Consider the following 25,180-nt stretch of genomic DNA (forward strand, 5'->3'; position numbering starts at 1 on the left):
TGCATAGTGAAGGACATGACGAAGATGCCTGATTTCAAAGACCTCACACACGAACAGAAGGACGCGCTCATCGTTGATCTCGTGAAGCGTCTGAACGCGCTCGAAGCGAAACTCGAGAAGAACAGTCGTAACTCCAGCAAGCCGCCCTCAAGCGATGGGCCCGGGCGCAAGCCGAAGTCGTTGCGCGGCACGAGCGGGGCAAAGCCTGGCGCGCAGCCGGGGCATAAGGGCAAGACGCTCAAGCGGGTGGTGCAACCCGATTGCATCGAGATTCATCCGGTGGCGCCGGTGTGCGATGCATGTGGCCAGCAGATCGAATCTGCCCGTATCACCGTGTTGCCAGAAGGACGTCAGGTCATCGATCTGCCGCCCACGCGCTTTAATGTGACCGAGCATCGCGTTCAGATCGCGCAGTGCGCCTGCGGCAAGCGCCATTCGGGTGTGTTTCCCGAAAGCGTGAGCCAGGCGGTGCAGTACGGCCCGCAGATCCGGGCGGCGGCCGTCTATCTGACGCAGTACCAGCAGTTGCCGGTGGCGCGTACGGCCCAGGCGCTGGGGGATCTGTTCGGTCTGCGTGTGAGTACGGGCACGGTGCAGCAGAGCATCGATGAGGCTGCCCGCCTGCTGGCCCCCGCGGTTAAACAGATCCGCGATGCGCTACGCGAGCAGCCCGTGGTGCATTTCGATGAGAGCTCCATGCGCGTGGGACGCACGCCCCACTGGCTGCATCTCGCCTCGACGCGTACGTTGAGCTGGTATGGCGCACACCGCAAGCGCGGTAGCGAGGCGCTGGACAGCTTCGGCATCCTTCCCGGTTTTACGGGTATCGCAGTGCACGACGGCTGGAGGCCTTACGCTGCCTATGAGTGTGAACATGCGCTGTGCAACGCCCACCATCTGCGCGAACTGGTGTTCGTCGTGGAGTCTACGCAGCAACCCTGGGCCCAGCAGATGATCGATCTGCTTTGCCAGGCCAAGCGCGAGGTCGAGCTCAGCGTGGCCTCAGGCAACATGTCCCTGGGTCAATCGCGGCAGCACTATTACAGGCGACGCAGCCGGGCACTGATCGCCCAGGCGCGCAAACTTAATCCAACCCAGGCTCGCGCGCCCACACGCGTGGAACTGCGCGGCAGGATCAGGCAAAGCTTTACCTATAACCTGGTCCGGCGTCTGCAGATGCAGGCGAGCCAGGTGTGGCGCTTCATTGCCGATCACCGGGTACCGTTCGACAACAACCAGGCCGAACGCGACGGATTCGTCGTTTCGCCGCTTCCGGCTGCTGAATAGTTACGCTGTATGAATGAATCTAGCGACCTGGATACGGAATCGCAAACAAGCTTTTGTGGATTGGTTTTCGGAGAACGTATCGAACCGTAATCAGTGTTTGCGCTGCCCGTGGTGCATTCTTGCGCCGCGAGCAGCGCGCCTGCTTGCCGTCATGAAGGGAAAGGTCATAGGGACCGTGCGACGCCTGCCCCAGTTCGGTTCTAATTGGCGGTTTGAGATGGGCGGGATTCGATACGCCGCACATTCGCTGCCGACGTGTCAGGGCTAGAACAGCGTGCGAATCCCCACCCGTACCGCGGTCGACGACTGACCTGTGCCGACATACACGCCATTGGCAAACACCGGTGCTGCGCCGCCGCCGAGGAACACCGGTGCCGCGCCACCCGATGCGCGCAGATAGGTCGCGCTCGTATAGACATCGGTGCGCTTCGATAACGCGTAATCAAGCAGGACCGTCCCGTTCTGCCACTTCTGCGAGCCGAGCTTGCTGTACCAGTAGCCGCCCATCAGCGTCGTGGCGGGAGTGAGTTGAAACACCTCGTTCACTTCATAGGTCGGCATCGAACCGTTGTCGTGTCCGATGCGGAAGTGCGTGTCGGTGAATAGCAGCCGCGTCAGGCTCCTGCCCAAGCGATAGCTGCCACCCACACCGAAGCTGCTGACGCTGCTCGCCAGCACAGGGGTGGCCGGTAGATCGGGGAAGAACGTGGTGCCGGCCTGGCTCGGCCCATTCAAGCCGAGGTCATGCGTATCGGTGTACGCGGCGCCGAGGTTCAGCGGGCCATTCGAATAACGAAGTCCAAACGCAATCACACGCCCCGTTCCCGCTGATACGGATTGCGAAGGAAACGCGTACAGCGCGCCCGCCTGCAACCCCGCATAGTTCGGCGACGTGTACTTGATCGCGTTATTAATATGCAACGTGCCCGCAAGGTGATCGAAGTCGCCCGGATGCCACGAGTACTGGCCGGCGACTTGCCCCATGGCAAACTGCGTGAGATTGTCCCAGAAGAAGTCGTACTGCTTGCCGAGCGTGAACCTGCCGTACGTTTGATTTTCGACACCCAACCACGCCTGACGGCTAAACAGCACGCCCGATTGCACCATCGTGCCTGAGTAGAGATTGAAGCCGTTCTCCAGATCGAAGATGACCCGTGTGCTGCCGCCGATATCTTCCACACCGCGCAGGCCCCACCGATTCGATTGGATCGAACCGTCGTTGGCGACGAAGTTCGAATGGCCGTTCACGTTGCTGAAGTAGGTGATACCCGCGTCGATAATGCCGTACAGCGTCACGCTGCTTTGTGCGTGCGCAATCTGGCTGCTCATGCTCAATGCCAGTACAGCGGTTGCGCTTAAGCTCAAGGCAAACTTTTTCATTGCTCGTCTCCAATGGTTTTATTTTTAAAAGGCAAAACGGTGCCCTCCCTCGCAGGAGGGATATCTGTTCCCTGTCGGGAATGCCCGGCGGGCCGCCGGGCGCTGGGGATGTCGGTTAGGCGCTAACCGTTGAACCGGTATAACGTCGAATCGGTGCGAAAGCGGATCTCGTCGCTCAGGCTGTTGCTGACCACCAGATAACGCTGACCGTCGTCGACGAAACTAGCGGCATCGGTCGCACCGGATGTCGCGAAGTCCCCTAACCGTTCGAAGCACGCATCCCGCCAGCGGAAAATTTCCGATTGCGACACGACGACCGGTGCTTTCGGCGTTCCGGTGATAAAGCACACGCGCACCAGATAGCGCCCCTCTTTACCGTCGATCAGACACAGTTCGCGTCCACCGGGGCCGCCCAGCATCTGCATCTCGACGAACTGCGCCCCGTCGAATCGATAAAGCGTGGTGTGTTTGAGCAGGTTCGCGTGCACCATCCATAGCGCGCCCTCTGCCTCAAAAAAGCGGAATGCACGGCCACCGTTTTCGTTGAACGTTTGCAGCGGTACAAACGTCTCACCGTTCCAGCGATTCACCGACGATCCGCTGACGTGATCCGCATACGCGAGATAGTGCTCGCCGCCGAATGACACGAACGCGAAGTTGTAGCCCCACTGTCCATTGAAAGTCTGAAACGGCACGAAGCGCTCGCCATTCCATTCGAACAGGCACGATTCGCGTGGATGTTTCGGCGCGACACCGTCGACCACCACGCCTTGCGCCAACGCGAGGAAATGGCGCGAGTCGAACGAAAAGGCAGTCCACTGCTTCGCCGCGAATACCGGAAAGCGTTGCAATGGCGCCCATGCGCCAGCGATGCGTTCATACACCACCGCATCGGTATCGAGATCGTACGGTCCCTTGCCGCTTCGAATGCCGGCCGCTGCGAGAAAGCGCCGGCCGTCGATCTCGAAGTACTCGAGGTCTTCGCCGCCGGGCAATGCCAGCGCTTCATGCTCGATGAAACGGCCGTCCTGCCAGCGGTAGATCGGCGCTTCGATGTCGCTGTCGCCACCGTTCATGTAAGGCGGTTCACCCGGCACATCGCGCGCGAGTTGCGGCACGCCGAGAAAGGTGCCCTCGTCCGTCGTAAAGACTTCGACCGCGCGCGCGCCGCTGGTCGGCAGATGCTGCAGCGTCGTGAGCAGGCCGGCGCCCAATTCAGTTTTTGCCATGACCCGCTTCTCCCAACTCCGAACCCGTGATTGCAAAAGACGCAGTCGACGAGACCGGTCCACTCTCTTTTTCGCGCGGCCGCAGCACATTGGCGACACCAAGCCCCAGCGCAGCGCCTACCGCGAGGATCGCTGCCAGCATGAAAAGCGTTTCGAACGACAGATGCTGCGACAACAGGATGCCGCCGACCACTGGCCCGACAATCGAACCGATGCGCCCGATCGCCAGCGTCCACCCGACGCCGGCCGCCCGCACGTTGGCGGGAAAGAGATGGCTGGCAATCGCTGGAAACGTCAACTGCCCGCCGACCAGAAACGCGCCGACGGCAAACAGCATCGCAAACGCGACATTCCCCGCACCGATGATCTGGCCCAACGCCACCGTCAACGCCGCGCCGCCCAGAAAAGAAATCGCCACAGGTACAAATGGTCCACGCTTGCCAACCACGCCCGAAAGCACCAGCGCACCGCCGATCGCACCGAAATTGAGCACCACCGAACCGAGCGCGGCACGGCCTGGCTCGACACCGTTCATGTTGAGAATGGTCGGCATGAAGCTAACCAGGAAGCCCGACAGGATCATGCTCGACAACACACCGAACCACAGTGCCAACGTCGCGGCGAGCCGGCCGTCGGCGAACACGCGGCCGACTACGCTTAGGCCTCGCGCCGTCGAGCGCAGTCGCGCTGCTGCCCGTTCGGCGCGGCTGACCGTTTGCGCCGGAATCACAAGGAGCACCGGGATCAGCGCGAGCAACGCAAACGTGCCGCCCATCAGGAACACGAACGGCCAGCCGAAGCGCACCATCAACGCCGCGGTAATCGCGCCGCCCACCACTGCGCCGAGCGGAAAACCGATGAACATCAGAATCACCAGCGAAGAGCGGCGTTGCGGCGAACTGCTCTCAGCCGTGATCGCCGCAACCGGCGGAATCGCGCCACCCATGCCGAGACCGCCGACAAACCGAAGCGTGGCCAGCATCGTCGCAGAAGTGGCAAACGCACAGCCGAGTGTGAAAATGCCGGTCACGACGAGCGCCAGCAGCAGCATCGGCCGTCGACCGAAACGATCGGCCAGCGGACCGACGATCAACGAGCCAAGCACCGTGCCGATGAAGCCGGCGCCAAACACACGACCCAGTGTTGCGTGATCGATCTGCAACGACTTCGCCAGCAAGGGCGCGACGAACGACAACATCAGCGTGTCGAAACCATCGATCATCGATACCGCGAAGCACACCAGCGTGATGCGCAGCACGTTGCTGACCGGCGGACCCGCCGACGGCTCGAGTGCAAGTGGGTTCATGAAGCCTGTCTCCTTCATCAAGGGCATTTTGTTATGACCCGCGCGGATGCCCTTGCGCGCGGGTGTCGGTCCGGCGGCCGTCGTTACGACTGCACGGCGCGAGGAAAAGTCACATTCGTAAAGCCCGGGATCTCAACCTTTTGCGGCTGATTGCCGTTGCGGTACAACTGATCGACGATGTAATCAGCGACGCAGTTGGACAACAGCTGCGTCGGATCTTCCATGATGCGGCGCAGGCGCGCCGTGGTCGCGTCGCGGTCATCGATCGAGGTGATGGGCGGCATGCCGCCGGGGGGCGCCGGATCGAAGTGATACGGATGCTGCTCGGGGAACAGCGCGCGCGCGACATCGATACTCGAACGGGTGTTGAGCCACAACTCGCGATACGTGCGTTCCAGTTCCGAAAGGCCTGCAGCGTCCGGCAGTTCGGAGACCGAGAACGATGGTGCGTGCGGTGCGACGAACACGCGCTCCGGCAGCAGCACGCGATTCGACGCGCACCATACCAGATAGCACATATTGTTCGACGCCCACGTCACACCGGCAGTCGCCCTGCCCGACCGGCCGCTGACGAGCACCATCAAGCGGTTCCAGTCGAGCGCTTGCGCGCGCAACCAGTTGCCGATGCGGTAGACGATGTCGAGAAACGCGAGTCCGAAGGTCGCGAACATCACGTCGTTCATCGGCACAGGAAACGCGCTCGTGGCTGGCGCGGCGAAGTACTCGTCGTTCAGGCGCTCGAAGCTCAGCAACGAATGATCTTTCTCGATCCGATCAAGAAAATCGATCGTCACGCCACACGTGTAGTCGACGAGATCGGCGATCTTCTGCTCGTGGCCCGCGAAGCTATCGACCGCCACGTGATCGCGCCACAGCGCAAGCGAGTTCGCCGCGCGGGTTGCCTGCGCATGGCCGCGCAGATTCGACGCATCGCGTTGCCACGCGTCGTCGTGCGGCGACAGTTCACGCATCCGCGCAAGGTAAGCCAGTGCCAGCGGCAAATGCGATACCGCCGTCAACTCGATGAAGCCACGCGTCGATTTGCGAAAGCTCTCAATCGTCGGCGCCCGCCCCGCGCCGGGAAACAGCACGATGTCGCTGCCGGTCGACACCAGCAATGGATCGTCCGCTTGTTGCTGCGCCATCTGCTGCGTCAGATGCGCGCCGATGCTCTGCGGGTCCGATGTGAACGCGCGAAAGAGACCGGCAAACGCTGCGTTGGGTTGATAAGACATAGTGGGTGTGTACTGCCTCAGTAGTCGCTTAGTGTTCGCTCAGTTGCCGCTCAGTAATCGAACAGCCGCGCGGGGTTGTCGGACAGGATCATCTTGTGCACCGCCGGATCGTCGGTCCACGCACCGAGCAGGTTCAGCAATTCGCCGGTGTCGCGCGTCGAATCGGGAATGTGCGGCCAGTCCGAACCCCAGATAACCTTGTGCGGCGCAGCCTTGATGATGGCTTCAGCCATCGGCGCCACCGCTTCATAGCCACGATGTTTGGCGATCCGGTACGGCGCACTGAGTTTAAGCCAGCAGTTGCCGTCTTTCAGCAAGCTGAGCAGACGGTCGAAATCCGCTTGCGTGAGGCCGTCTTCTTCGAGCATGTAGCCCATGTGATCAATGACGAAATCGGTCTCTACGTCGGCGAGAAACGGAATCAGATTGCGCACGACCCAGCCCGGCGCATAGAACTGCACGTGCCAGCCTAGGCTTGCGCACAAGCGGGCCATCCGCGTGATGTACTGCTGAATCTCGACGGTCGGCAGCCCGGAACGCGCAAACAGATCGAGGCGCACCGCGCGCACGCCGGACTGATGGAAGCTGTCGAGCGTCGCCGCGTCCGTGTTCTCCTCGATCATCACGACACCGCGCGCGATCGAACCCGCCACGTGCAACGCGTCGATCAGACAACGGTTGTCCGTACCGTAAAAACTCGGCTGCACGATCACGAAACGCTTCAGCTGCAGCACGTTCATCATCTGCAGATAGTGCGCGAGCTTGCCGTCCGGCAGCGTGTAGTGCGGATGCTCGACCTTCGGGTATTTGTCTTCGGAGCCGAACACGTGCATGTGCGCGTCGCAAGCGAGCGGCGGCATTGTGAATGACGGCCTCGACAGGGTTTCATAGTCACGCATCGGCGTGGAAATCAGCGGGGTTTCTGCCATGATTTGAAAGTAAAAGTTCGAATTAAAGTTGACGTGCCTGCTCGACGCGTTCGCGCAGCGCGGCCAGATAAACATCACTGTCGATGCCCGCGAAGATGAAAGGCGCGGCGCCCTCGCGGCGCAATTCACTGAGCGCCTCGCACTCCGCCATTCCGCCCACGATCACCACCTTGCCGTGCCGCTCTGCCGCCGCGATTACCTTGCGGCACGCGGCCACGACCTCGGGATGCGCCGATTCACCGGTGTGGCCCAGATCGGCGGAGAGATCATTGCAACCGAGCGCGAGCACGTCGACGCCTTCGATCGCCGCGATCGCGTCGGCCGCTTCGACGCCAGCGCGGCTTTCGATCAGCACTTTGAGTACGGTTGCCTCGTTCAAACGGCGGTTGAGTTCGCGAGCGGGAAGTTTCTCGAAGTTGACGTAGGGCAGCGTCGCCAGTTGCGAACGCTGGCCGAGCGGCGGAAAGCGCGTGGCGATCACCGCGTCGCGCGCCTGGTCGGCGGTCTCGACGCGCGGCACGATGATGCCAAGCGCGCCGCCATCCAGCACGCGGTTGATCGTGCCGTAATCGCGTTCCGGCACGCGCACCCACGGCATCAGGCCGAGGTCGACCGCGCATGAGCACAGTTGCGACACGGTGTCGACCGGCAGCGAACTGTGTTCCATATCCACCCAGATCGTGTCGTAGCCGGCCGCTTTGGCCCAACGGACCGCATCCGTCGTGCGCGAGGCGCGAATTCCCAGCGCAATGATCTTGTGTCGCGCTCGCAGGCGTTCGACCAGTTCTGCACCGTTCATGCTGTCTCCGTCGTTGTGTTGGTGGAAGACAGTATCGCCCGGGAAACAGTTTTGATTTATTCTCCAAATCAAGGTTATTGATTCACAGAGCAAATCAATGAACATCCGTCATCTGGAATTTTTCGTGGTACTTGCGCAGGAGCTGCATTTCCGCCGCAGCGCCGAGCGGCTGGGCATTACGCAGGCGCCGTTGAGCCTTGCGATCCAGTCACTGGAGGCGGAACTAGGCGCGCGGCTGTTCCACCGCACGCGCCGCACTGTCGCACTGACCGAGGCGGGGCTGGCGTTGCTGGACGACGCGCGGGCGATCCTCGCGCGGATCGAACACGCGAAGGAAAGCGTCTGGGAGACCGTCAGCGGCGAAGTCGGGCGTTTGCGAGTCGGCTTTACCAACGCGTCAACACTGTCACCGTTTTTCCCGAGACTGATTCACGCGTACCGGACGCAACGTCCGAAGGTCAACATCACGCTGCTGGAGTTGTCGTCGTCCCGGCAGATCGAGGCGATCGAGCAGCGCGAAATTGACGTCGGGTTGCTGCGGATGCCCGAAAGCACGCCCCCCACCGACCTGGTGTTCACGCCGCTGATGGAAGAGCCGCTATTGCTCGCCATGCACGCCCGGCATCGACTCGCCAATGCCGCGTCGATCAAGCTTAAGGATTTGCGCGACGAGCCGTTCATCGCCTATCCGCGGCAAGCGGGGGTCGCGGTTTCCGAGAAGATTCTCGCGTTGTGCGCGAAGCGCGGATTCGAACCTCAGGTCGTCCAGGAGGCCCAGCAGGCTTCCACCCTGATCGGGCTGACCGCCACCGGGCTCGGTATTGCGCTCGTGCCGTCGACGCTGCAGACCATCGCGGTGCCGGGCGTTGTGTTCCGACACCTGGACGAGACCGACACCGTCACCACGCTGTACATCGTTCACCGACATGGCGACGCCAACGCCCGGGCGATGCAGTTTGTGGAGCTGGCGCTGGGTCTTCGGTAGGCCATGCGATGGCCGAAACTAGCTATTCGGGCACAGCCCGCCTACCGCCTGATTAGCGGAGCCGATTTGTAGGATCGGTATCTTTTATGCCGCACTGCACAGTGCCTTACGTATCGGGGGACACCAATCAGGCTGACATACCCTGCATGCGACGGGCGAAGCGTATCCGCTCGGCTCGGTCCATCAGATCCAGGAATTGATCCGTGCCCATGTGAATCAACTCTTCATGATCGCCGGCCTCAAAATAGACGTCCGGCTGCTGGGCAAGACTTTCGTCGAGATAGGTTCGCATGCCATAGGCCGTACATACCGGCGGGAGCGCTCCTATGTCGCAATCCTTGAACAGCTCCCGCAGATCCACCTCTTTGGCCAGCAGGAGGTGGCGTCCGGTCTTTGCCCAAAGCTCGGACAGCCGCACGGCGTAGGTCGATGGCAACACCGTCGCCACATAGCCGTGCTCGTCTTCGAACAGCACCGTCTTGGCAAGGCGATCGCCGGGAATATGCGCTGCCGCCGCGGTTTCGATGCTGGAATGGCTGTGCGGATGATGCACGATTTCGTACTGGGAGCCCTTGCTGCGCAGGCACTCCTGAAGCGTGGCAGACATTGACATGACGTACCTCCTCCGGAAGGAAGGAAACGGGAGACTATTGCTCAAGATTCCTTAAGGATAGGTCGCGTTGGCTCGCGCGTGAAAACATGCGGACTGCCGCGCCGTGACTGCGCGGGCATGAAAACGAATGGGAACGATCACCCCGTATGGCACGCGGTTCGGTTTTCGCCAATAATGGCCCCACATCCACTACTGGACGAGGGCGACCATGGCTTACAGCCCCGACGCCATCCGCACCATCGCCCTGGTCGGGCATGCCGGATGCGGCAAGACATCGCTCGTCGAAGCCCTGCTGCACCGAGGTGGCGCGTTACACGCGCCCGGCAGCGTGGAGCGTGGCACCACGGTCTGCGATTTCGACCCGCTCGAGCGCAAATATCACCACTCGCTGAACTCCGCCGTCACCCACCTGGACTACCGGGATGCCCGCATTTATCTACTGGATACGCCCGGCTATCCGGACTTTTCCGGGCTGTCGATCAGTGCCCTGCCCGCTGTCGAGACTGCCGCCGTCGTCATTAATGCACAGGCCGGCATCGAAATGACGACCCGGCGCATGATGGCCTGGGCGGAACAGCGCAAGCTCTGCAGAATGATCATCGTCAACGGCATCGACGGCGAAAAGGTCGACCTTCCGGGGCTTTTGACGCAAATCCAGGAGGCCTTCGGCAAGGAATGCCTGGCCATCAACCTGCCGGCGCAAGGCGGCCGCCAAGTGGTGGATTGCTTTTTTAACCCTGCAGGCGATGCCGATTTCCTGTCTGTTGCGGCCGCGCACAATGCGCTAGTCGATCAAGTGGTCGAGATCGACCCGGCCTTGATGGAGCTTTACCTGGAGCAAGGCGAGGCTATCAGCCCCGAGCAGTTGCACGAACCCTTCGAGCGAGCATTGCGCGAAGGTCATCTGGTGCCGGTTTGCTTCACGTCGGCGGCCAACGGCGCAGGCATCGCGGAATTGCTCGACGTGTTCGTCCGGCTCCTGCCCAATCCCATGGAAGGCAACCCGCCGCTCTTCTACCGCGATGCCGGCGGCCGCCAGCAAGTCGTACGCGCCGAGCCGGTCGCCGGCAAGCATGTATTGGCCCATGTCTTCAAGATTGTCATGGACCCTTACATCGGCAAAATGGCCGTGTTTCGCATCCATCAGGGCACGGTCAGGCGCGACAGCCAGCTCTATATCGGCGACGCGCGCCAGCCGTTCAGGGTCGCCCATCTGATGATGCTGCAGGGCAAAGAGCACGTGGACGTCCCGCAAGCCGGACCAGGCGATATCTGCGCCACGGCCAAAGTCGACGAGATCGGCTTCGATGCCGTGCTGCATGATGCCCCCGAGGACGGCAACATCCATCTGACCCCGCTCGACTTCCCCACGCCCATCTATGGCCTCGCGATCGAGCCTGCGCGCCCGGGCAACGAGCAGCGCCTCTGGGAAGTTCTGCAAAAGCTGAGTGCGGAAGACCCTTGCCTGCGCATCGAACACCCGGTCAGCACCAATGAGACGGTGGTGCGAGGTCTCGGCGAGTTGCACCTTCGCGTCATGCTGGAGCGTCTATCCGAGCAGTACAAGCTCGAGGTCGTGACGCGGCCGCCGAAGATCGCCTATCGGGAAACCATCGGCGCCAAGGCCGAGGGGCACTGTCGCCACAAGAAGCAAACCGGCGGCGCCGGGCAATTCGGCGAAGTGATGCTGCGCGTGGAGCCACTGCCGCGAGGCACCGGCTTCGAGTTCGTCGACGCCGTCAAGGGCGGCGCCATCCCCGGTCAGTTCATTCCCGCTGTCGAGAAAGGCATCTTGCAGGTCATCGACAGCGGGCCGCTTGCCGGCTTCCCGATGCAGGACGTGCGCGTCACCGTCTACGACGGCAAGAGCCATTCAGTCGACTCCAAGGAAGTGGCATTCGTCTCGGCCGGGCGCAAGGCTTTCATCGATGCAGTGCTGAAAGCCCAGCCCATCCTGCTCGAACCCATCGTGGACATCGAGGTGATGACGCCGGAAGCCGCGATGGGCGACATCATCGGCGACCTGTCCGCCAAGCGCGGGCAGGTGCATGGCACACGCACAGCCACCGGCAACGCCGTGGTCGTTACGGGGCAGGTGCCATTGTCCGAACTCAACGACTATCAGTCGCGTCTGAATGCGATCGCCGGCGGCCACGGTCACTACAGTATCCAGCTCAGCCACTACGATCCGGTGTCCCCTGCTCAGCAGGCGCGGATGGCGTCGCAGCACAAAAAACAAGACGACAGTGCGGCGCCATGAGTGGCATCCTGGATGCGACTCATGAAGAAGCGTGGGCAGTTGAAGAGGCGTGGGCAGTTTCTCGCCCGCAAGTTCCTTAACGTCGGGGGAGAGTCATCCACTCGCCACCGGTCAAACTATCAATGCGTACAAGCAACTCGCCGTCAATTGGAAGCGTTACGCTGGGCGGTCGACGCCATCTCACTGTTACTGAAGTCGCAATACGCGCGACCGCCTGACATCGTCAAAACGTACTTTTCAACTGCCACCCGAACCCGGATTGGTGGCCGACGCCGGCGTAGCGGCGCTGGACTTCTTATGCATCTTCTTGTGCGAGGTGCTACCCGTAGGCGCCATGGTATTCGCCCCGGACGCGCCCGATACCGTATCGGTTGAACCACTCGCGTTCGGTTTGCTCATGCCCGTGCCGCCTTGACCGCCGGCCGCCCCCCCGCCGCCCGCGCCTTGGGCGTAGACGGTCCCTGAGATACCGAAGATCAATGCTGAAATCAAAACTCCTCTCGTCGCGACTCGCATGGCATTCTCCTTAAACGCGAAGCGGTCGTTAGCACCGGAAGGTGTGAAACCGCGCTCTGTTCCGCGCAATTCTCGTGCCGCAGGTCAGCCAAGCCACCTTGGCATAACTCGAAAGCGACGCGGCCGCAGACAGATTGGCAGGCATGGGGGTTGCGGAAAAAGGAGGGAATATTTCAGGGTTTGCGATATGTCTACCATCCTGCTCGTCGACGACGACGTGGATTCGCTCTGGATGCTCCAGATTATCCTGGCGGGGCACGGTTACCACATACTTCTCGCGGAAGGCGGGGAGGCAGCGCTCGACAAAGCTGCGCAATGCCTTCCCGATTTGATTGTCACTGACTGGAACATGCCAGGAATGGACGGAATTGCCTTGTGCGAACGACTAAAGTTTTACCCCGCACTTGCCCAGATTCCTGTGGTCATGGCATCCGGCCGGATCCCGCCAAAAGAGAAATCCACGCTGTGGAATGTTTTCCTTTCCAAGCCCGTCGACCTGGGTGTCCTGGAGTGCGCCATTGACTCGCTGTTGGCGAAGCGTTTGTCGGGTCCCCAAACCCGCATCAATCTGCCCGCTCCGGCAGTTTCCCGATGGCAACCCATACCCTCAAAACTTTGGGTGTAATTGGCCTGCGGCCGGCAACTCAGGTACACCGCTTGCGCGTCTTCGGAGTACCTTTTTCGAAGGAGGTGAATCATGGGCTCAATCAACCCGCAAGGTGACACCCAACGCGGAGCTAACATCGTCGGCGGTGGTATGGGCGAAGGACCGGGGCCGGACATCATGGCCGCGGCAACGCTCGATGGGAACAAAGTCATGTCCTCTGATGGCGAACACGTGGGGAAAATTTCAGACATCATGCTTGACGTCAGGAACGGACGCATCGCCTATGCCGTAATCTCTGAGGGGGGTTTCCTCGGAATGGGTTCTACCCTGCATGCCATACCGTGGAGCGCACTGACTCTCGATACGGACGAGAAGTGCTTTGTCGTCGATATGGTCGCACAGCGCCTTAAGGACGACCCGGGTTTCGACAAGGACCACTGGCCGATGATGGCGGATGCGAAATGGGGAGAGTCGACGTATAACTACTACAATCGGCAGCCGTACTGGTCAGCGACCCATGAGGTGGTGGAAAACGACCTCAGCATCAGACCGAGCGAGCACTGAAAAACACAAGTGCTAAGCCGCGCCATGCGGACAGCTAGTCTGTTGCTCTAAACCCTACGCCACCGCGATCCACTGCGGTGGCGTAGACGCGTGGCCCCAGTGACCAGGCGCACACGAATAGCCTGTTGAGCTCGGCCATCCGGTGCATTACTTCGGTCGGAAATCCCAGGTTGCACTCATGGTTCCGCTTGTAAGGGCGGCTGTCCTGGCAACTGTACAAAATTATCAATAAGTCGCAGCAAGTCCGTCTCGTCCGGGCGGGTACCCCATCGGCTGTATCCCGCGACAGATGCAATAGCAAACCACGAATGCGGCGGAAACCATTCTGCTCGCACTGTGACGCCGCCGATGATTCGCAGCCGTCCCGTGTCGCAGAGAAATTCAGCGTGAATCCTTTCGCCGCCTACGGTTTTGCTGGCAATGACTGGGGTGGACCGAAACATAGTGTCCTCCTGCGGTTTTCTGGCTGCTGCAACGAACGCGCGTGTGATAGCTCTCCCAAAGGAAACGAACACGGACTCAATGTTTGCACCGGGCCCTCAAGTCGACGAGGGCTATGAACCAGACAGATAAAGCCTACTGGAAAGAGGCAAGTTACATGCCGAGCCGGGCAAACGACCGCTAGCCGGTCTTTTGCCCGGCCCTGCGTCCAACGCAGGCCCTTTTCGGGAGCAGTTAGCCTCGGCGACGCACTAAGTTGAAGAACGAGGCACCTGTTCCGTGCTGTATCGTCTGTCGTCCTCAATACTGCCGACTCGTCTTTCGTAGATGACGTGAAAGCCGGCAGCTTCTTCCATGAACAAACCTCGGTTCACTTGTCAGCGATCCGCGCACTATCGCCGGCCAAGCCGCACAAATGACGGCTGGAAGAAGCCATGATCGTGCCCTCTTTGTTTATTTTTTTCGCGCTTGCCGAGGCGCTTTGCGCAATCAGATACTGACTTGGCCCGCGTTGTCTCCTCTGCGGGTGCATCAATCTTGCCCCGCCTCCCGCGGGCCTCTTTTGAGCGATGCGTGCGAACGCTTGCCAATGACGGTGATGTGATTCTGGAGGCGCCATGAAAGTCTGCGACGGATGTGCCGAGATTGATGGCCGGCCTGTTGATGTTGAGAGACAAGAAGGCATCACGTTGATTGGTGTGGCGCAATGCAACGGTGCGCTCGCGCTCGAACATTATCGTTGCGACCGATGCCGGGCGATTATTGCAAGACGATTCACGGGCGAGTCCGCTGAGCGTGTCTGGAGCGTAATCGAAACCGCACACTAGCGACGGACCGCCTCCGAATTTACGAGAGCCCTGTCGTAGTCGACCCGATCAAACCCGCTCGCCCTCACGCAGTTGCGCTTCGCTCGCTGTGATCAACTTGCGGTGGGACTTACACGCACTAGAGTGCGCCCATGCCGGGCGCACAAAAAAAAAAGGCGTCACGTTTCCGTGACGCCTTAAAAAGTTCTAGCCATTCCGAGGGCCGTGCTAGAACCTGAGAGCCGGGATTCGAAAGTTGGACGGGCGCGCGATGCTGGGCGCCGGACTCGAGACAGAAACTGCGTTGACTGTTACTGGGACTGTTAAAGGCACTCGAACAGACACTCCGCAGGCCACGGTTGGTTCGGTATTTCAAAATACAGAACCTGAAACCGTCTTTCGAAATGAGATTCCATTTTTTATGGTTATGCTGACTAAGTCAAGCAAAATCTAAAAAGGCTTCATTCGTCGCGGCAAAATATTCCGATACAATGAATCTTCAGATGAAAAATGGACTACATGCCCCATTTTGGGGCCTCCGCCCAGCCGTTGTGCAACAGTCGTTGGCAGGCAAGAGAACAGAAAACTGAAATATAGTTCCATAAAAACGATATGACCCGAACCGCGCCCTCCCGAGCCGCCGCAGTCCCAGCCAAAGACAAAGACGGCTCGGGCGACGAAGTCACCGCGCTGGCACGCGGCTTGACCGTGCTGCGCTCGATCGCCGCAGCCGACGCACCGCTCAGCAACCGCGAATTGACCGAGCTAACCGGCATTCCGAAGCCCACCGTCTCGCGGATTACCGCCACGCTCGTCGGCGCAGGTTTCCTTTTCCGCTTGCCCGACAGCGAGCGATTCGTGCTGACCTCGTCAGTACTGGAGTTGAGCAACGGTTTTCTGCGTAACTTCGACATCCGGGCGCGAGCGCGCCCTTTCCTCATCGAACTCGCCGAACGCACCGCCTTATCCGTGCATCTGGCCGTACGCGACCGCCTCGACATGGTGGTGATCGACGCGATCCGGCCACGTTCGGCGGTGCTGGTGTCGCGCCTCGAAATCGGCTCGCGCATGGACCTTAGCCGTACGGCAGTCGGCCGCGCCTATCTGTCAGCGCTCGCCGAATCGGAACGCGAAAAATTACTGATCGGCTTGCAGGCCGCTGAAGGTGACGATTGGGGCTACATCAGTAATCGTCTGACAAGCGCGCTACAGGAAACCGCGGAGCAAGGCTTCGCGATCGCCACGGGCGAATGGTACGACGGCTTGAACGCCATCGCGACAGGATTCACCGGACCCTCGGGCGAACGCTACGCAGTCAATTGCGGCGGCTCCGCGGATCAGTGCCCGCGCGATTGGCTGATATCGCGCGCGGCGCCGGCCCTGCTCGAATGCATCAGTAAGATCGTTCTCGAGATCGGCGGCACCCCGGGGCGCCGTCTGGATAACTGAAACGCGAGAGACGCTTGCCGGCCGGCAGCCACGGCATTCTCCACCCGTCCTCCATTCGCACTGTAACTTTCGTAATCAATAGAAAAATACACAGGTGGACTGTTACAACGCTCGCAACGTAGGATCACGCATTCTCGTCGCGGGGCGCTCGCCCGGCTTGCCGCTATCACCCTTCGATAACGTCTCGCCGAACTGCCATGATGGCGCGTTGAGTTAACATCTTGATCCCGCGCCTCGGGTAGCATCGCGCTGAACATTTGCGGCGCGTCCGCTGTCGAAACCGCCTGTCATGCCGCCTGCGTGCCGGCCCGCCGAATTGTCGAAGCGGCGCAATCGCACGAGCGGCTCACATCAAAGCCAGTCACCTGACCGAACCGATGGACGAACAACAAAAGCTTTCGGAAACCTCACGCCCTGCCGCTCCGGCTTCACAACCCGGTTCGCGACCCACTTCCCAACCCGGTCCGCAACCGTCCTCCACCGGGAAGCCTGCTGGCGGTCCCGGCACCATGCCGGTTGCAGCCAAACGCCATCGCGGCCGCAACATCGCCCTGATCGTGGCGGCGCTGGTCATCCTCGGGGTCGTGTTGTGGCGCTGGCATCCGTGGGGCGGGCCCAGCGGCGCGCGCGCGACAGCCGGTGCGAGCAGCGGCCGCGCGGGCCGCGGTGGAGCGGGCGGCCTGGCCAACATGCCGCAGCCGGTTCACGTGGCGACCGCCAGACAGGGTGAGATGCCGGTGGTGCTGACCGCGCTCGGCACAGTCACGCCGCTCGCCAACGTCACCGTGCTGCCGCAGTTGAGCGGCACGCTGCAAGATGTGTTTTTCAAGGAAGGCCAGATGGTCAAGAAGGGCGATGTGCTTGCCCAGATCGACCCGCGCCCCTATCAGATCTCGCTGGACAACGCGCAAGGCACCCTCGCGCGCGACGAAGCGCTGCTGCAAACTGCTCGCCTCGACCTGAAACGCTATCAGACGCTGCTCGCGCAAGACTCGATCGCCAGCCAGCAAGTCGACACGCAAGCCTCGCTGGTCAAGCAATATGAAGGCACGGTGAAGTCCGACAAGGCGAACATCGATACCTTCAAACTCGACCTCGTCTATGCGCGCATCACCGCGCCGGTGTCGGGGCGAGTCGGTCTGCGCCAGGTCGATCCGGGCAACTACGTGACGCCGAGCCTGACCAACGGCATCGTCGTGATTACGCAGTTGCAGCCGATCAGCGTGATCTTCACGACTTCCGAAGACAATCTGCAGCAGATCATCCAGCAGACGCAAACCGGCGCGAAGCTGTCGGTCACCGCGTATGACCGCAGCAACACCACCTCGCTCGAAGGCGGCTCACTCGAAACCCTGGATAACCAGATCGACACCACCACCGGCACGGTCAAGCTGCGCGCGATCTTCCAGAACGACAAGAACCTGCTGTTCCCGAATCAGTTCGTGAATACACGCCTCCTCGTGGATACGATCAAGGACGCGGTGATCGTGCCGACGCCGGCCGTGCTGAATGGCTCGATGGGTCCGTTCGTGTACGTCGTGAAGCCGGACAACACGGTGACGGTGCGTGCGGTCAAGGTGGGTCCGGTGGACGGCGAACGCACCAGCATCAAATCTGGCCTGCAAGTCGGCGAGCGCGTCGTGATCGACGGTTCGGACCGGCTGAAGGAAGGCGCGAAGATCACAATTCCGGCCGACAAGCCGCGCGGCGCTTCTGGCGCGCGTGGCGCGAGCGGCGCGGCCGCCGCTTCTGGCGCATCCGCCGCGCATGGACATCATCGCAAACACGCGGCGCAAGCCTCGGAATAAAGGCACAGCAACTACCGCATGAATCCATCCCGCGCCTTTATTCTGCGCCCCGTCGGCACCGCGCTGCTGATGGCGGCGATCATGCTGGTCGGTCTCGTCGCGCTGCGCTTTCTGCCGCTCTCCGCGCTGCCCGAGGTCGACTATCCGACGATCCAGGTGCAGACCTTCTATCCGGGCGCGAGCCCGGACGTGATGACCTCGTCGGTCACCGCGCCGCTCGAACGCCAGTTCGGGCAGATGCCGTCGTTGAATCAGATGTCGTCGCAAAGCTCGGCCGGCTCGTCGATCATCACGCTGCAGTTCAGCCTCGATCTGCCGCTCGATATCGCCGAGCAGGAAGTCCAGGCCGCCATCAACGCCGCGGGCAACCTGCTGCCGTCCGACCTGCCTGCGCCGCCGATCTACGCGAAGGTCAATCCCGCCGACGCGCCGATCATCACGCTGGCGATCACCTCGAAAACGCTGCCGCTCACGCAGGTGCAGGATCTGGCCGATACGCGTCTCGCGCAGAAGATTTCCCAGGTGGCGGGTGTGGGTCTCGTGAGCCTGTCAGGCGGGCAACGCCCGGCCGTGCGGATTCAGGCGAACCCGCGCGCGCTCGCCGCGTACGGTCTGAATCTGGACGATCTGCGCACCACGATTTCGAACCTGAACGTCAACACGCCGAAGGGTAACTTCGACGGCCCGACGCGCAATTACACGATCAACGCGAACGATCAGCTGACCGACGCCGAAGCTTATAAGAGCGCCGTGGTCGCGTACAAGAACGGCCGCCCGGTCATGCTGACGGACGTCGCCACCATCGTGCAGGGCGCGGAGAACACCAAGCTCGGCGCATGGGTCAACAACACACCGGCGATCATCCTGAATGTGCAGCGCCAGCCGGGCGCGAACGTGATCCAGGTGGTCGACAGCATCAAGGCGCTGCTGCCGCAACTGCAACAGTCGCTGCCCGCGGCGCTCGAGGTGGAGATCGTCACGGACCGGACCACCACGATCCGCGCTTCCGTGCGCGACGTGCAGTTCGAATTGCTGATGTCGGTCGTGCTGGTGGTGCTGGTGATGTACCTGTTCCTCGCCAACATCTACGCCACCATCATCCCGAGCCTGTCGGTGCCGCTGTCGCTGATCGGCACGCTGGCCGTGATGTACCTGTGTGGTTTCTCGCTGGACAACCTGTCGCTGATGGCGTTGACCATCGCGACCGGCTTTGTGGTCGACGATGCGATCGTGATGATCGAGAACATCGCGCGCTACGTGGAAGAAGGCGAGTCGCCACTGGAGGCCGCGCTGAAGGGCTCCAAACAGATCGGCTTCACGATCATTTCGCTGACAGTTTCGCTGATCGCCGTGCTGATTCCACTGCTCTTCATGGGCGACGTGGTCGGGCGTCTGTTCCACGAATTCGCGATCACCCTGGCTGTGACGATCGTGATTTCGGCCATCGTCTCGCTCACGCTCGTGCCGATGATGTGCGCGAAGCTCCTGCGCCACTCGCCGCCGCACGAAAGCCACCGGTTCGAAGCGAAGGCCCACAGGTTTATCGACTGGGTGATCGGCCGCTACGCAGTCGCGCTCACCTGGGTGCTGAATCGGGAACGCTCCACGCTGTTCGTCGCGGTGCTCACGCTGGTGCTGACCGGCGTGCTGTACGTGTTCATTCCGAAGGGCTTCTTCCCGGTGCAGGACACCGGCGTGATCCAGGCGATCACGCAAGCCCCGCAGTCGGTGTCGTATGCGTCGATGGCCGAGCGTCAACAGGAACTCGCCGCGCAGATCCTGAAGAACCCCGACGTGGAAAGCCTCACCTCGTTCATCGGCGTGGACGGCAGCAACATCACGTTGAACAGTGGCCGCATGCTGATCAACCTGAAGCCGCGCGACGACCGCAGCAACACCGCGAGCGACGTGATCCGCCAGCTGCAACAAGACGTCGCGCATATTCCGGGCGCCTCGCTGTATATGCAGCCGGTGCAGGATCTGACGATCGATTCCACTGTCAGTCCGACGCAGTACCAGTTCATGCTGACCGACCCGAACATCAGCGAATTCACCACGTGGGTGCCGAAGCTGGTCGACCGGCTGAAGCAGTCGCCTGAACTCGCCGACGTGGCCACCGACTTGCAGGACAACGGCCAGTCGGTCTACATCGAAATCGACCGCGCCACCGCGTCGCGTTACGGCATCACGCCCGCTACCGTCGACAGCGCGTTGTATGACGCCTTCGGCCAGCGCATCATCTCGACCATCTTCACGCAGTCGAACCAGTACCGCGTGATTCTGGAAGCGCAGCCGCAGATGCAGCACTACACGGAATCGCTGAATTCGATCTACCTGCCCTCTTCCACCTCGACGGGCGGCCAGGTGCCGTTGTCGTCGATTGCGAAGTTCATCGAGAAGCCCGCGCCGCTGCTGGTCACGCATTTGAGCCAGTTCCCGGCCACGACCGTTTCGTTCAATCTCGCGCCCGGCTCGTCGCTTGGCGCGGCGGTGAAAGCGATCGATCAGGCGGAGAAGGATATCGCCTTGCCGGCGTCGTTCCAGACGCGCTTCCAGGGCGCGGCGCTGGCGTTCCAGGCGTCGTTGTCGAACGAACTGTTCCTGATTCTGGCGGCGATCGTCACGATGTATATCGTGCTCGGCGTGCTGTACGAAAGCTTCATTCACCCGATCACGATTCTGTCGACGCTGCCTTCGGCGGGCGTCGGCGCGCTGCTCGCGCTGTTGATTACCGGGCACGATCTGGACATCATCGGCATCATCGGTATCGTGCTGCTGATCGGTATCGTGAAGAAGAACGCCATCATGATGATCGACTTTGCGCTCTACGCCGAGCGCGAGGAAGGCAAGTCGCCGCGTGAAGCCATCTATCAGGCGTGTCTGCTGCGCTTCCGGCCGATCCTGATGACCACGCTCGCCGCCCTGCTCGGCGCCCTGCCGCTGATGCTCGGCACCGGTGCAGGCTCGGAGTTGCGCCGCCCGCTCGGTATCGCGATTGCCGGCGGTTTGATCGTCAGTCAGTTGCTCACGCTGTTCACGACGCCGGTGATCTATCTTGGCTTCGACTCACTCGCCCGCCGTGTGCGCGAGCGCTTTGATCGCGGCGATTCTTCCAAAGGCGCGACGCCGCCCGCCACCGATGCAGGGACCTGAGCGATGAACCTGTCGCGTCCGTTTATCTCCCGCCCGGTCGCCACCACGCTGTTGGCGGTCGGCATCGCGATGGCCGGGATTTTTGCGTTCACCAAGCTGCCGGTCGCGCCGCTGCCGCAGGTCGACTTCCCGACTATTTCGGTGCAGGCCACGTTGCCGGGCGCGAGCCCGGACACGGTGGCGACCAGTGTCGCCAGTCCGCTCGAACGGCATCTCGGCTCGATCGCCGACGTCACCGAAATGACCTCGCAGAGCTCGGTCGGCTCGACGCGCATTACATTGCAGTTCGGCCTGAACCGCGACATCGACGGCGCCGCGCGCGACGTGCAAGCGGCCATCAACGCCGCGCGCGCCGATCTGCCGGCAAGCCTGCGCAGCAACCCGACGTATCACAAGGTGAATCCGGCTGACGCGCCGATCCTGATTCTCGCGCTCACGTCGAAGACGCTGACCGCCGGCCAGTTGTACGACTCCGCGGCCACCGTGTTGCAGCAGTCGCTGTCGCAGGTGGACGGTGTCGGGGAAGTGGATGTGAGCGGTTCGGCCAATCCGGCGGTGCGTGTCGAACTGGAACCGCATGCACTGTCCCACTACGGCATCGGCCTCGAAGACGTGCGCGCGGCGCTTGCCGCGGCCAACGCGAACAGCCCGAAAGGCTCGATCGAGTTCGGCCCGAACCGCGTGCAGATCTATACCAACGACCAGGCGAGCAAGGCGTCGCAGTATAAAGATCTGGTCATCGCGTACCGTAATGGCGCGGCGGTGAAGCTGTCCGATGTGTCGGAAGTGGTCGATTCGGTCGAAGATCTGCGCAACCTGGGCCTCTTCAACGGCAAGCGTTCGGTGCTGGTGATTCTGTACCGCCAGCCCGGTGCGAACATTATCGACACCATCGACCGCGTGATGGCGATGCTGCCGCAGTTGCACGCGTCGCTGCCCGCCGACGTCGACATCGCGCCGGCCGCCGACCGCTCCACGACGATCCGCGCGTCGCTGAAAGACACCGAGCGCACCTTGATGATCGCGGTGGCGCTGGTGGTGATGGTGGTGTTCCTGTTCCTGCGCAACTGGCGCGCCACGCTGATTCCGAGCGTGGCCGTGCCGATCTCGATCATCGGCACGTTCGGCGCGATGTATATGCTGGGCTTTTCCATCGACAACCTGTCGCTGATGGCATTGACGATCGCGACCGGCTTCGTGGTCGACGACGCGATCGTGGTGCTGGAGAACATCTCACGGCATATAGAAAACGGCGTGCCGCGCATGCAGGCCGCGTTCCTCGGCGCGCGCGAGGTCGGCTTCACGGTGGTGTCGATCAGTATCTCGCTGGTCGCCGTGTTCCTGCCGATTCTGTTGATGGGCGGCATTGTCGGGCGGCTGTTTCGCGAATTCGCGCTGACGCTCTCGCTCGCGATCGGCGTGTCGCTGATCGTCTCGCTCACCTTGACGCCGATGATGTGTTCGCGCCTCCTGCGCGAGCCGCACGAAAAGACGGAAGAAGGACGTTTCGGCCTCTGGCTCGAACGCGGCTTTACGTCGATGCATCGCGGTTACGAGCGCACGCTCGGCTGGGCGCTGCTGCATCCGCGCCTGATCGTGATGATTCTGCTCGCCACCATCGGACTGAACATCTGGCTGTACATCATCGTGCCGAAGGGCTTCTTTCCGCAGCAGGACACGGGCCGGCTGGTCGGCGGCATTCAGGCCGACCAGAGCACGTCGTTCCAGGCGATGAAGGGCAAGTTCTCCGAGATGATGGAGATCGTCGGCAGAAATCCCGCCGTGGAAAGCGTGGCCGGTTTCACCGGCGGCCGGCAGACCAACTCCGGCTTCATGTTTGTTTCGCTGAAGCCGAAGAGCGAGCGCAAGCTATCCGCCGACCAGGTGATCCAGCAACTGCGCGCCCCGCTCGGCGACGTGGCCGGTGCGCGGACCTTTCTGCAGGCGGTGCAGGACATTCGCGTCGGCGGCCGGCAATCGAACGCGCAGTATCAGTTCACGCTGCTGGCCGATTCGACGCCCGATCTGTATCTGTGGGGACCGAAGCTCACTGAGGCGCTGCAAGCGCGCCCCGAACTCGCCGACGTGAATTCCGACCAGCAGCAAGGCGGCCTCGAGGCGATGGTGACGATCGACCGCGCAACCGCCTCGCGCCTCGGCATCAAGCCGGCGCAAATCGATAACACCTTGTATGACGCGTTCGGCCAGCGCCAGGTGTCGACGATCTACAACCCGCTGAACCAGTACCACGTGGTGATGGAAGTAGCGCCGAAGTACTGGCAGAGCCCGGACATGCTGAATCAGATTTACATCAGCACCTCGGGCGGCAGCGCGAGCGGCGCGCAAACCACCAACGCGCCGGCCGGCACGGTTACCGCGCAGACAACCGCTACGGCCAGCGCGAGCGCGACGACTGGCGGCACGGCGGGGACGACTGCGTCGAGCGCGGCGAGCATCGCTGCCGATTCCGCGCGCAACCAGGCGATCAATTCGATTGCGGCGAGTGGCAAATCGAGTGCTTCGTCGGGCGCGGCGGTGTCGACCTCGAAGGAGACGATGGTGCCGCTGTCGGCGATCGCGAGCTTCGGCCCGGGGAATACGCCGTTGTCGGTGAATCACCAGAGCCAGTTCGTGGCCTCGACGATTTCGTTCAATCTGCCGCCGGGTGTGTCTTTATCGACAGCGACGCAGGCGATTTACGACACGATGGCGGAGCTCGGCATGCCGGGGACGATACACGGCAGTTTCCAGGGGACCGCTCAGGCGTTCCAGCAGTCGATGTCCGACCAGCCGATTCTGATTCTGGCTGCGTTGGCCGCGGTGTATATCGTGCTGGGGATGTTGTATGAGAGTTATATCCATCCGCTGACGATTTTGTCCACACTGCCCTCCGCGGGCGTGGGGGCGTTACTGGCTTTGCTGCTGTTCAAGACTGAGTTCAGCATCATCGCGCTGATCGGGGTGATCTTGCTGATCGGCATCGTGAAAAAGAACGCGATCATGATGGTGGACTTTGCGATTGAAGCCTCCCGGCAGGGGTTGTCGTCGCGGGATGCGATTTATCAGGCTTGTATGCTGCGGTTCCGGCCGATCATGATGACGACTTGCGCTGCGCTTCTTGGGGCGTTGCCGCTGGCCTTTGGGAGCGGGGAAGGGGCGGAGCTACGGGCTCCGTTGGGGATTGCTATTGTGGGTGGGTTGATTGTTAGTCAGATGCTGACGCTCTATACCACGCCGGTGGTGTATCTCTATATGGATCGGATTCGGGTGCGGTGGGAGTCGCGGAAGGCTCGGAGAGGGGGTATGGCGGCTTCCTGATTTTTTTTGCCTGCGGCGGTGGGGTTGGTTGTTTGCCTGCGGCGGTGGGTTTTGCTTGGGTTGTTTGCCTGCTCGGCGCTTTCTGTCTGTTTGCTTGTGGCGGTGGGTTTTGCTTGAGTTGTTTGCCAGCTCACGCTTCTCTGTCTGTTTGCCTGCGGCGGTGGCCTTTCCTTGAATTGTTATTGGTCTATTAGCGTCGCCCCTGTGCGGGGCAGGCACTTACTTTCTTTGCCGCCGCGTAACTATTCAGCGCTTGTAAACTGCAGCCAGGCTGTGCATAGTGAAGGACATGACGAAGATGCCTGATTTCAAAGACCTCACACACGAACAGAAGGACGCGCTCATCGTTGATCTCGTGAAGCGTCTGAACGCGCTCGAAGCGAAACTCGAGAAGAACAGTCGTAACTCCAGCAAGCCGCCCTCAAGCGATGGGCCCGGGCGCAAGCCGAAGTCGTTGCGCGGCACGAGCGGGGCAAAGCCTGGCGCGCAGCCGGG

The 25,180-nt window shown here is 61.6% G+C and carries 19 protein-coding genes; 10 read left to right on the forward strand and 9 right to left on the reverse strand.

Annotated elements, in window-relative coordinates:
- Positions 1-1,287, forward strand: a 1,287-nt coding sequence (gene tnpC, locus HHL24_RS40625) for an IS66 family transposase (RefSeq protein ID WP_206003244.1), incomplete at its 5' end; no start/stop codon positions are given.
- A gap of 264 nt (positions 1,288-1,551) precedes the next feature.
- Here the strand turns inward: tnpC and HHL24_RS40630 are convergent.
- The 6 genes from HHL24_RS40630 to HHL24_RS40655 all read right to left on the reverse strand — a co-directional run bounded on the left by HHL24_RS40630 (position 1,552) and on the right by HHL24_RS40655 (position 8,165).
- Positions 1,552-2,667, reverse strand: coding sequence for a porin (locus HHL24_RS40630; RefSeq protein WP_169490917.1), 1,116 nt, complete (start codon positions 2,665-2,667; stop codon positions 1,552-1,554).
- 122 nt (positions 2,668-2,789) lie between these two features.
- On the reverse strand, positions 2,790-3,896 hold the full coding sequence (locus HHL24_RS40635) for a hypothetical protein (protein ID WP_169490918.1): 1,107 nt from the start codon (positions 3,894-3,896) through the stop codon (positions 2,790-2,792).
- On the reverse strand, positions 3,883-5,202 hold the full coding sequence (locus tag HHL24_RS40640) for an MFS transporter (protein ID WP_169490919.1): 1,320 nt from the start codon (positions 5,200-5,202) through the stop codon (positions 3,883-3,885). The genes HHL24_RS40635 and HHL24_RS40640 overlap by 14 nt, the downstream gene beginning before the upstream one ends.
- An 83-nt stretch (positions 5,203-5,285) precedes the next feature.
- On the reverse strand, positions 5,286-6,437 hold the full coding sequence (locus HHL24_RS40645; RefSeq protein ID WP_169490920.1) for a DUF5624 domain-containing protein: 1,152 nt from the start codon (positions 6,435-6,437) through the stop codon (positions 5,286-5,288).
- 50 nt (positions 6,438-6,487) lie between these two features.
- The gene (locus HHL24_RS40650) at positions 6,488-7,366 is read right to left on the reverse strand and encodes an amidohydrolase family protein (protein ID WP_169490921.1); all 879 of its coding nucleotides are present in this window, start codon (positions 7,364-7,366) and stop codon (positions 6,488-6,490) included.
- A gap of 22 nt (positions 7,367-7,388) precedes the next feature.
- Positions 7,389-8,165, reverse strand: coding sequence for an HpcH/HpaI aldolase family protein (locus HHL24_RS40655; RefSeq protein WP_169490922.1), 777 nt, complete (start codon positions 8,163-8,165; stop codon positions 7,389-7,391).
- A gap of 97 nt (positions 8,166-8,262) precedes the next feature.
- On the opposite strand from HHL24_RS40655, the gene HHL24_RS40660 reads away from it, so the two are divergent.
- Entirely contained in the window at positions 8,263-9,150 is an 888-nt protein-coding gene (locus HHL24_RS40660) for a LysR family transcriptional regulator (RefSeq protein ID WP_169490923.1), read from the forward strand.
- Between the two features lie 127 nt (positions 9,151-9,277).
- Here HHL24_RS40660 and HHL24_RS40665 read toward each other — a convergent pair whose 3' ends face one another.
- Positions 9,278-9,763, reverse strand: coding sequence for an aminoacyl-tRNA deacylase (locus tag HHL24_RS40665; protein WP_169490924.1), 486 nt, complete (start codon positions 9,761-9,763; stop codon positions 9,278-9,280).
- Positions 9,764-9,971: 208 nt separating this feature from the next.
- Between HHL24_RS40665 and fusA the strand changes: the two genes are divergently transcribed.
- The gene (gene fusA, locus HHL24_RS40670; protein WP_169490925.1) at positions 9,972-12,023 is read left to right on the forward strand and encodes an elongation factor G; all 2,052 of its coding nucleotides are present in this window, start codon (positions 9,972-9,974) and stop codon (positions 12,021-12,023) included.
- A 237-nt stretch (positions 12,024-12,260) separates the two neighbouring features.
- Here the strand turns inward: fusA and HHL24_RS40675 are convergent, their stop codons facing one another.
- Positions 12,261-12,539, reverse strand: coding sequence for a hypothetical protein (locus tag HHL24_RS40675; protein WP_169490926.1), 279 nt, complete (start codon positions 12,537-12,539; stop codon positions 12,261-12,263).
- A gap of 187 nt (positions 12,540-12,726) precedes the next feature.
- Here HHL24_RS40675 and HHL24_RS40680 point away from each other — a divergent pair, with 187 nt between their 5' ends.
- A complete protein-coding gene (locus tag HHL24_RS40680) occupies positions 12,727-13,164 on the forward strand; it encodes a response regulator (protein ID WP_169490927.1) in 438 nt (145 codons plus the stop codon).
- A gap of 72 nt (positions 13,165-13,236) precedes the next feature.
- Positions 13,237-13,710: a PRC-barrel domain-containing protein gene (locus HHL24_RS40685; RefSeq protein ID WP_169490928.1), complete on the forward strand. Its 474-nt coding sequence runs from the start codon at positions 13,237-13,239 to the stop codon at positions 13,708-13,710.
- Between the two features lie 833 nt (positions 13,711-14,543).
- Here HHL24_RS40685 and HHL24_RS40690 read toward each other — a convergent pair.
- Positions 14,544-14,885, reverse strand: a complete 342-nt coding sequence (locus tag HHL24_RS40690) for a hypothetical protein (protein ID WP_169490929.1) — start codon at positions 14,883-14,885, stop codon at positions 14,544-14,546.
- Positions 14,886-15,569: 684 nt separating this feature from the next.
- On the opposite strand from HHL24_RS40690, the gene HHL24_RS40695 reads away from it, so the two are divergent.
- From HHL24_RS40695 to HHL24_RS40715, 5 genes are all read left to right on the forward strand, one after another.
- Positions 15,570-16,406: an IclR family transcriptional regulator gene (locus HHL24_RS40695; RefSeq protein WP_169490930.1), complete on the forward strand. Its 837-nt coding sequence runs from the start codon at positions 15,570-15,572 to the stop codon at positions 16,404-16,406.
- Positions 16,407-16,783: 377 nt separating this feature from the next.
- On the forward strand, positions 16,784-18,214 hold the full coding sequence (locus tag HHL24_RS40700) for an MdtA/MuxA family multidrug efflux RND transporter periplasmic adaptor subunit (protein WP_169490931.1): 1,431 nt from the start codon (positions 16,784-16,786) through the stop codon (positions 18,212-18,214).
- Positions 18,215-18,232: 18 nt separating this feature from the next.
- Positions 18,233-21,367, forward strand: coding sequence for an MdtB/MuxB family multidrug efflux RND transporter permease subunit (locus HHL24_RS40705; protein WP_169490932.1), 3,135 nt, complete (start codon positions 18,233-18,235; stop codon positions 21,365-21,367).
- Between the two features lie 3 nt (positions 21,368-21,370).
- Positions 21,371-24,685: an efflux RND transporter permease subunit gene (locus HHL24_RS40710; protein ID WP_169490933.1), complete on the forward strand. Its 3,315-nt coding sequence runs from the start codon at positions 21,371-21,373 to the stop codon at positions 24,683-24,685.
- 298 nt (positions 24,686-24,983) lie between these two features.
- A partial coding sequence (locus tag HHL24_RS40715; RefSeq protein WP_230417790.1) for a DUF6444 domain-containing protein occupies positions 24,984-25,180 on the forward strand: 197 nt, incomplete at its 3' end.

Source organism: Paraburkholderia polaris (assembly GCF_012927345.1).
GTDB classification, from domain to species: domain Bacteria; phylum Pseudomonadota; class Gammaproteobacteria; order Burkholderiales; family Burkholderiaceae; genus Paraburkholderia; species Paraburkholderia polaris.

Coding starts and splice junctions, on each gene's coding strand:
- fusA (WP_169490925.1), top strand. CDS start 9,972: ATGGCTTACAGCCCCGACGCCATCCGCACCATCGCCCTGGTCGGGCAT.
- HHL24_RS40645 (WP_169490920.1), bottom strand. CDS start 6,437: ATGTCTTATCAACCCAACGCAGCGTTTGCCGGTCTCTTTCGCGCGTTC.
- HHL24_RS40705 (WP_169490932.1), top strand. CDS start 18,233: ATGAATCCATCCCGCGCCTTTATTCTGCGCCCCGTCGGCACCGCGCTG.
- HHL24_RS40640 (WP_169490919.1), bottom strand. CDS start 5,202: ATGAACCCACTTGCACTCGAGCCGTCGGCGGGTCCGCCGGTCAGCAAC.
- HHL24_RS40635 (WP_169490918.1), bottom strand. CDS start 3,896: ATGGCAAAAACTGAATTGGGCGCCGGCCTGCTCACGACGCTGCAGCAT.
- HHL24_RS40665 (WP_169490924.1), bottom strand. CDS start 9,763: ATGTCAATGTCTGCCACGCTTCAGGAGTGCCTGCGCAGCAAGGGCTCC.
- HHL24_RS40650 (WP_169490921.1), bottom strand. CDS start 7,366: ATGGCAGAAACCCCGCTGATTTCCACGCCGATGCGTGACTATGAAACC.
- HHL24_RS40710 (WP_169490933.1), top strand. CDS start 21,371: ATGAACCTGTCGCGTCCGTTTATCTCCCGCCCGGTCGCCACCACGCTG.
- HHL24_RS40690 (WP_169490929.1), bottom strand. CDS start 14,885: ATGTTCGAGCGCGAGCGCACCGTTGCATTGCGCCACACCAATCAACGT.
- HHL24_RS40630 (WP_169490917.1), bottom strand. CDS start 2,667: ATGAAAAAGTTTGCCTTGAGCTTAAGCGCAACCGCTGTACTGGCATTG.
- HHL24_RS40675 (WP_169490926.1), bottom strand. CDS start 12,539: ATGCGAGTCGCGACGAGAGGAGTTTTGATTTCAGCATTGATCTTCGGT.
- HHL24_RS40660 (WP_169490923.1), top strand. CDS start 8,263: ATGAACATCCGTCATCTGGAATTTTTCGTGGTACTTGCGCAGGAGCTG.
- HHL24_RS40695 (WP_169490930.1), top strand. CDS start 15,570: ATGACCCGAACCGCGCCCTCCCGAGCCGCCGCAGTCCCAGCCAAAGAC.
- HHL24_RS40700 (WP_169490931.1), top strand. CDS start 16,784: ATGGACGAACAACAAAAGCTTTCGGAAACCTCACGCCCTGCCGCTCCG.
- HHL24_RS40680 (WP_169490927.1), top strand. CDS start 12,727: ATGTCTACCATCCTGCTCGTCGACGACGACGTGGATTCGCTCTGGATG.
- HHL24_RS40685 (WP_169490928.1), top strand. CDS start 13,237: ATGGGCTCAATCAACCCGCAAGGTGACACCCAACGCGGAGCTAACATC.
- HHL24_RS40655 (WP_169490922.1), bottom strand. CDS start 8,165: ATGAACGGTGCAGAACTGGTCGAACGCCTGCGAGCGCGACACAAGATC.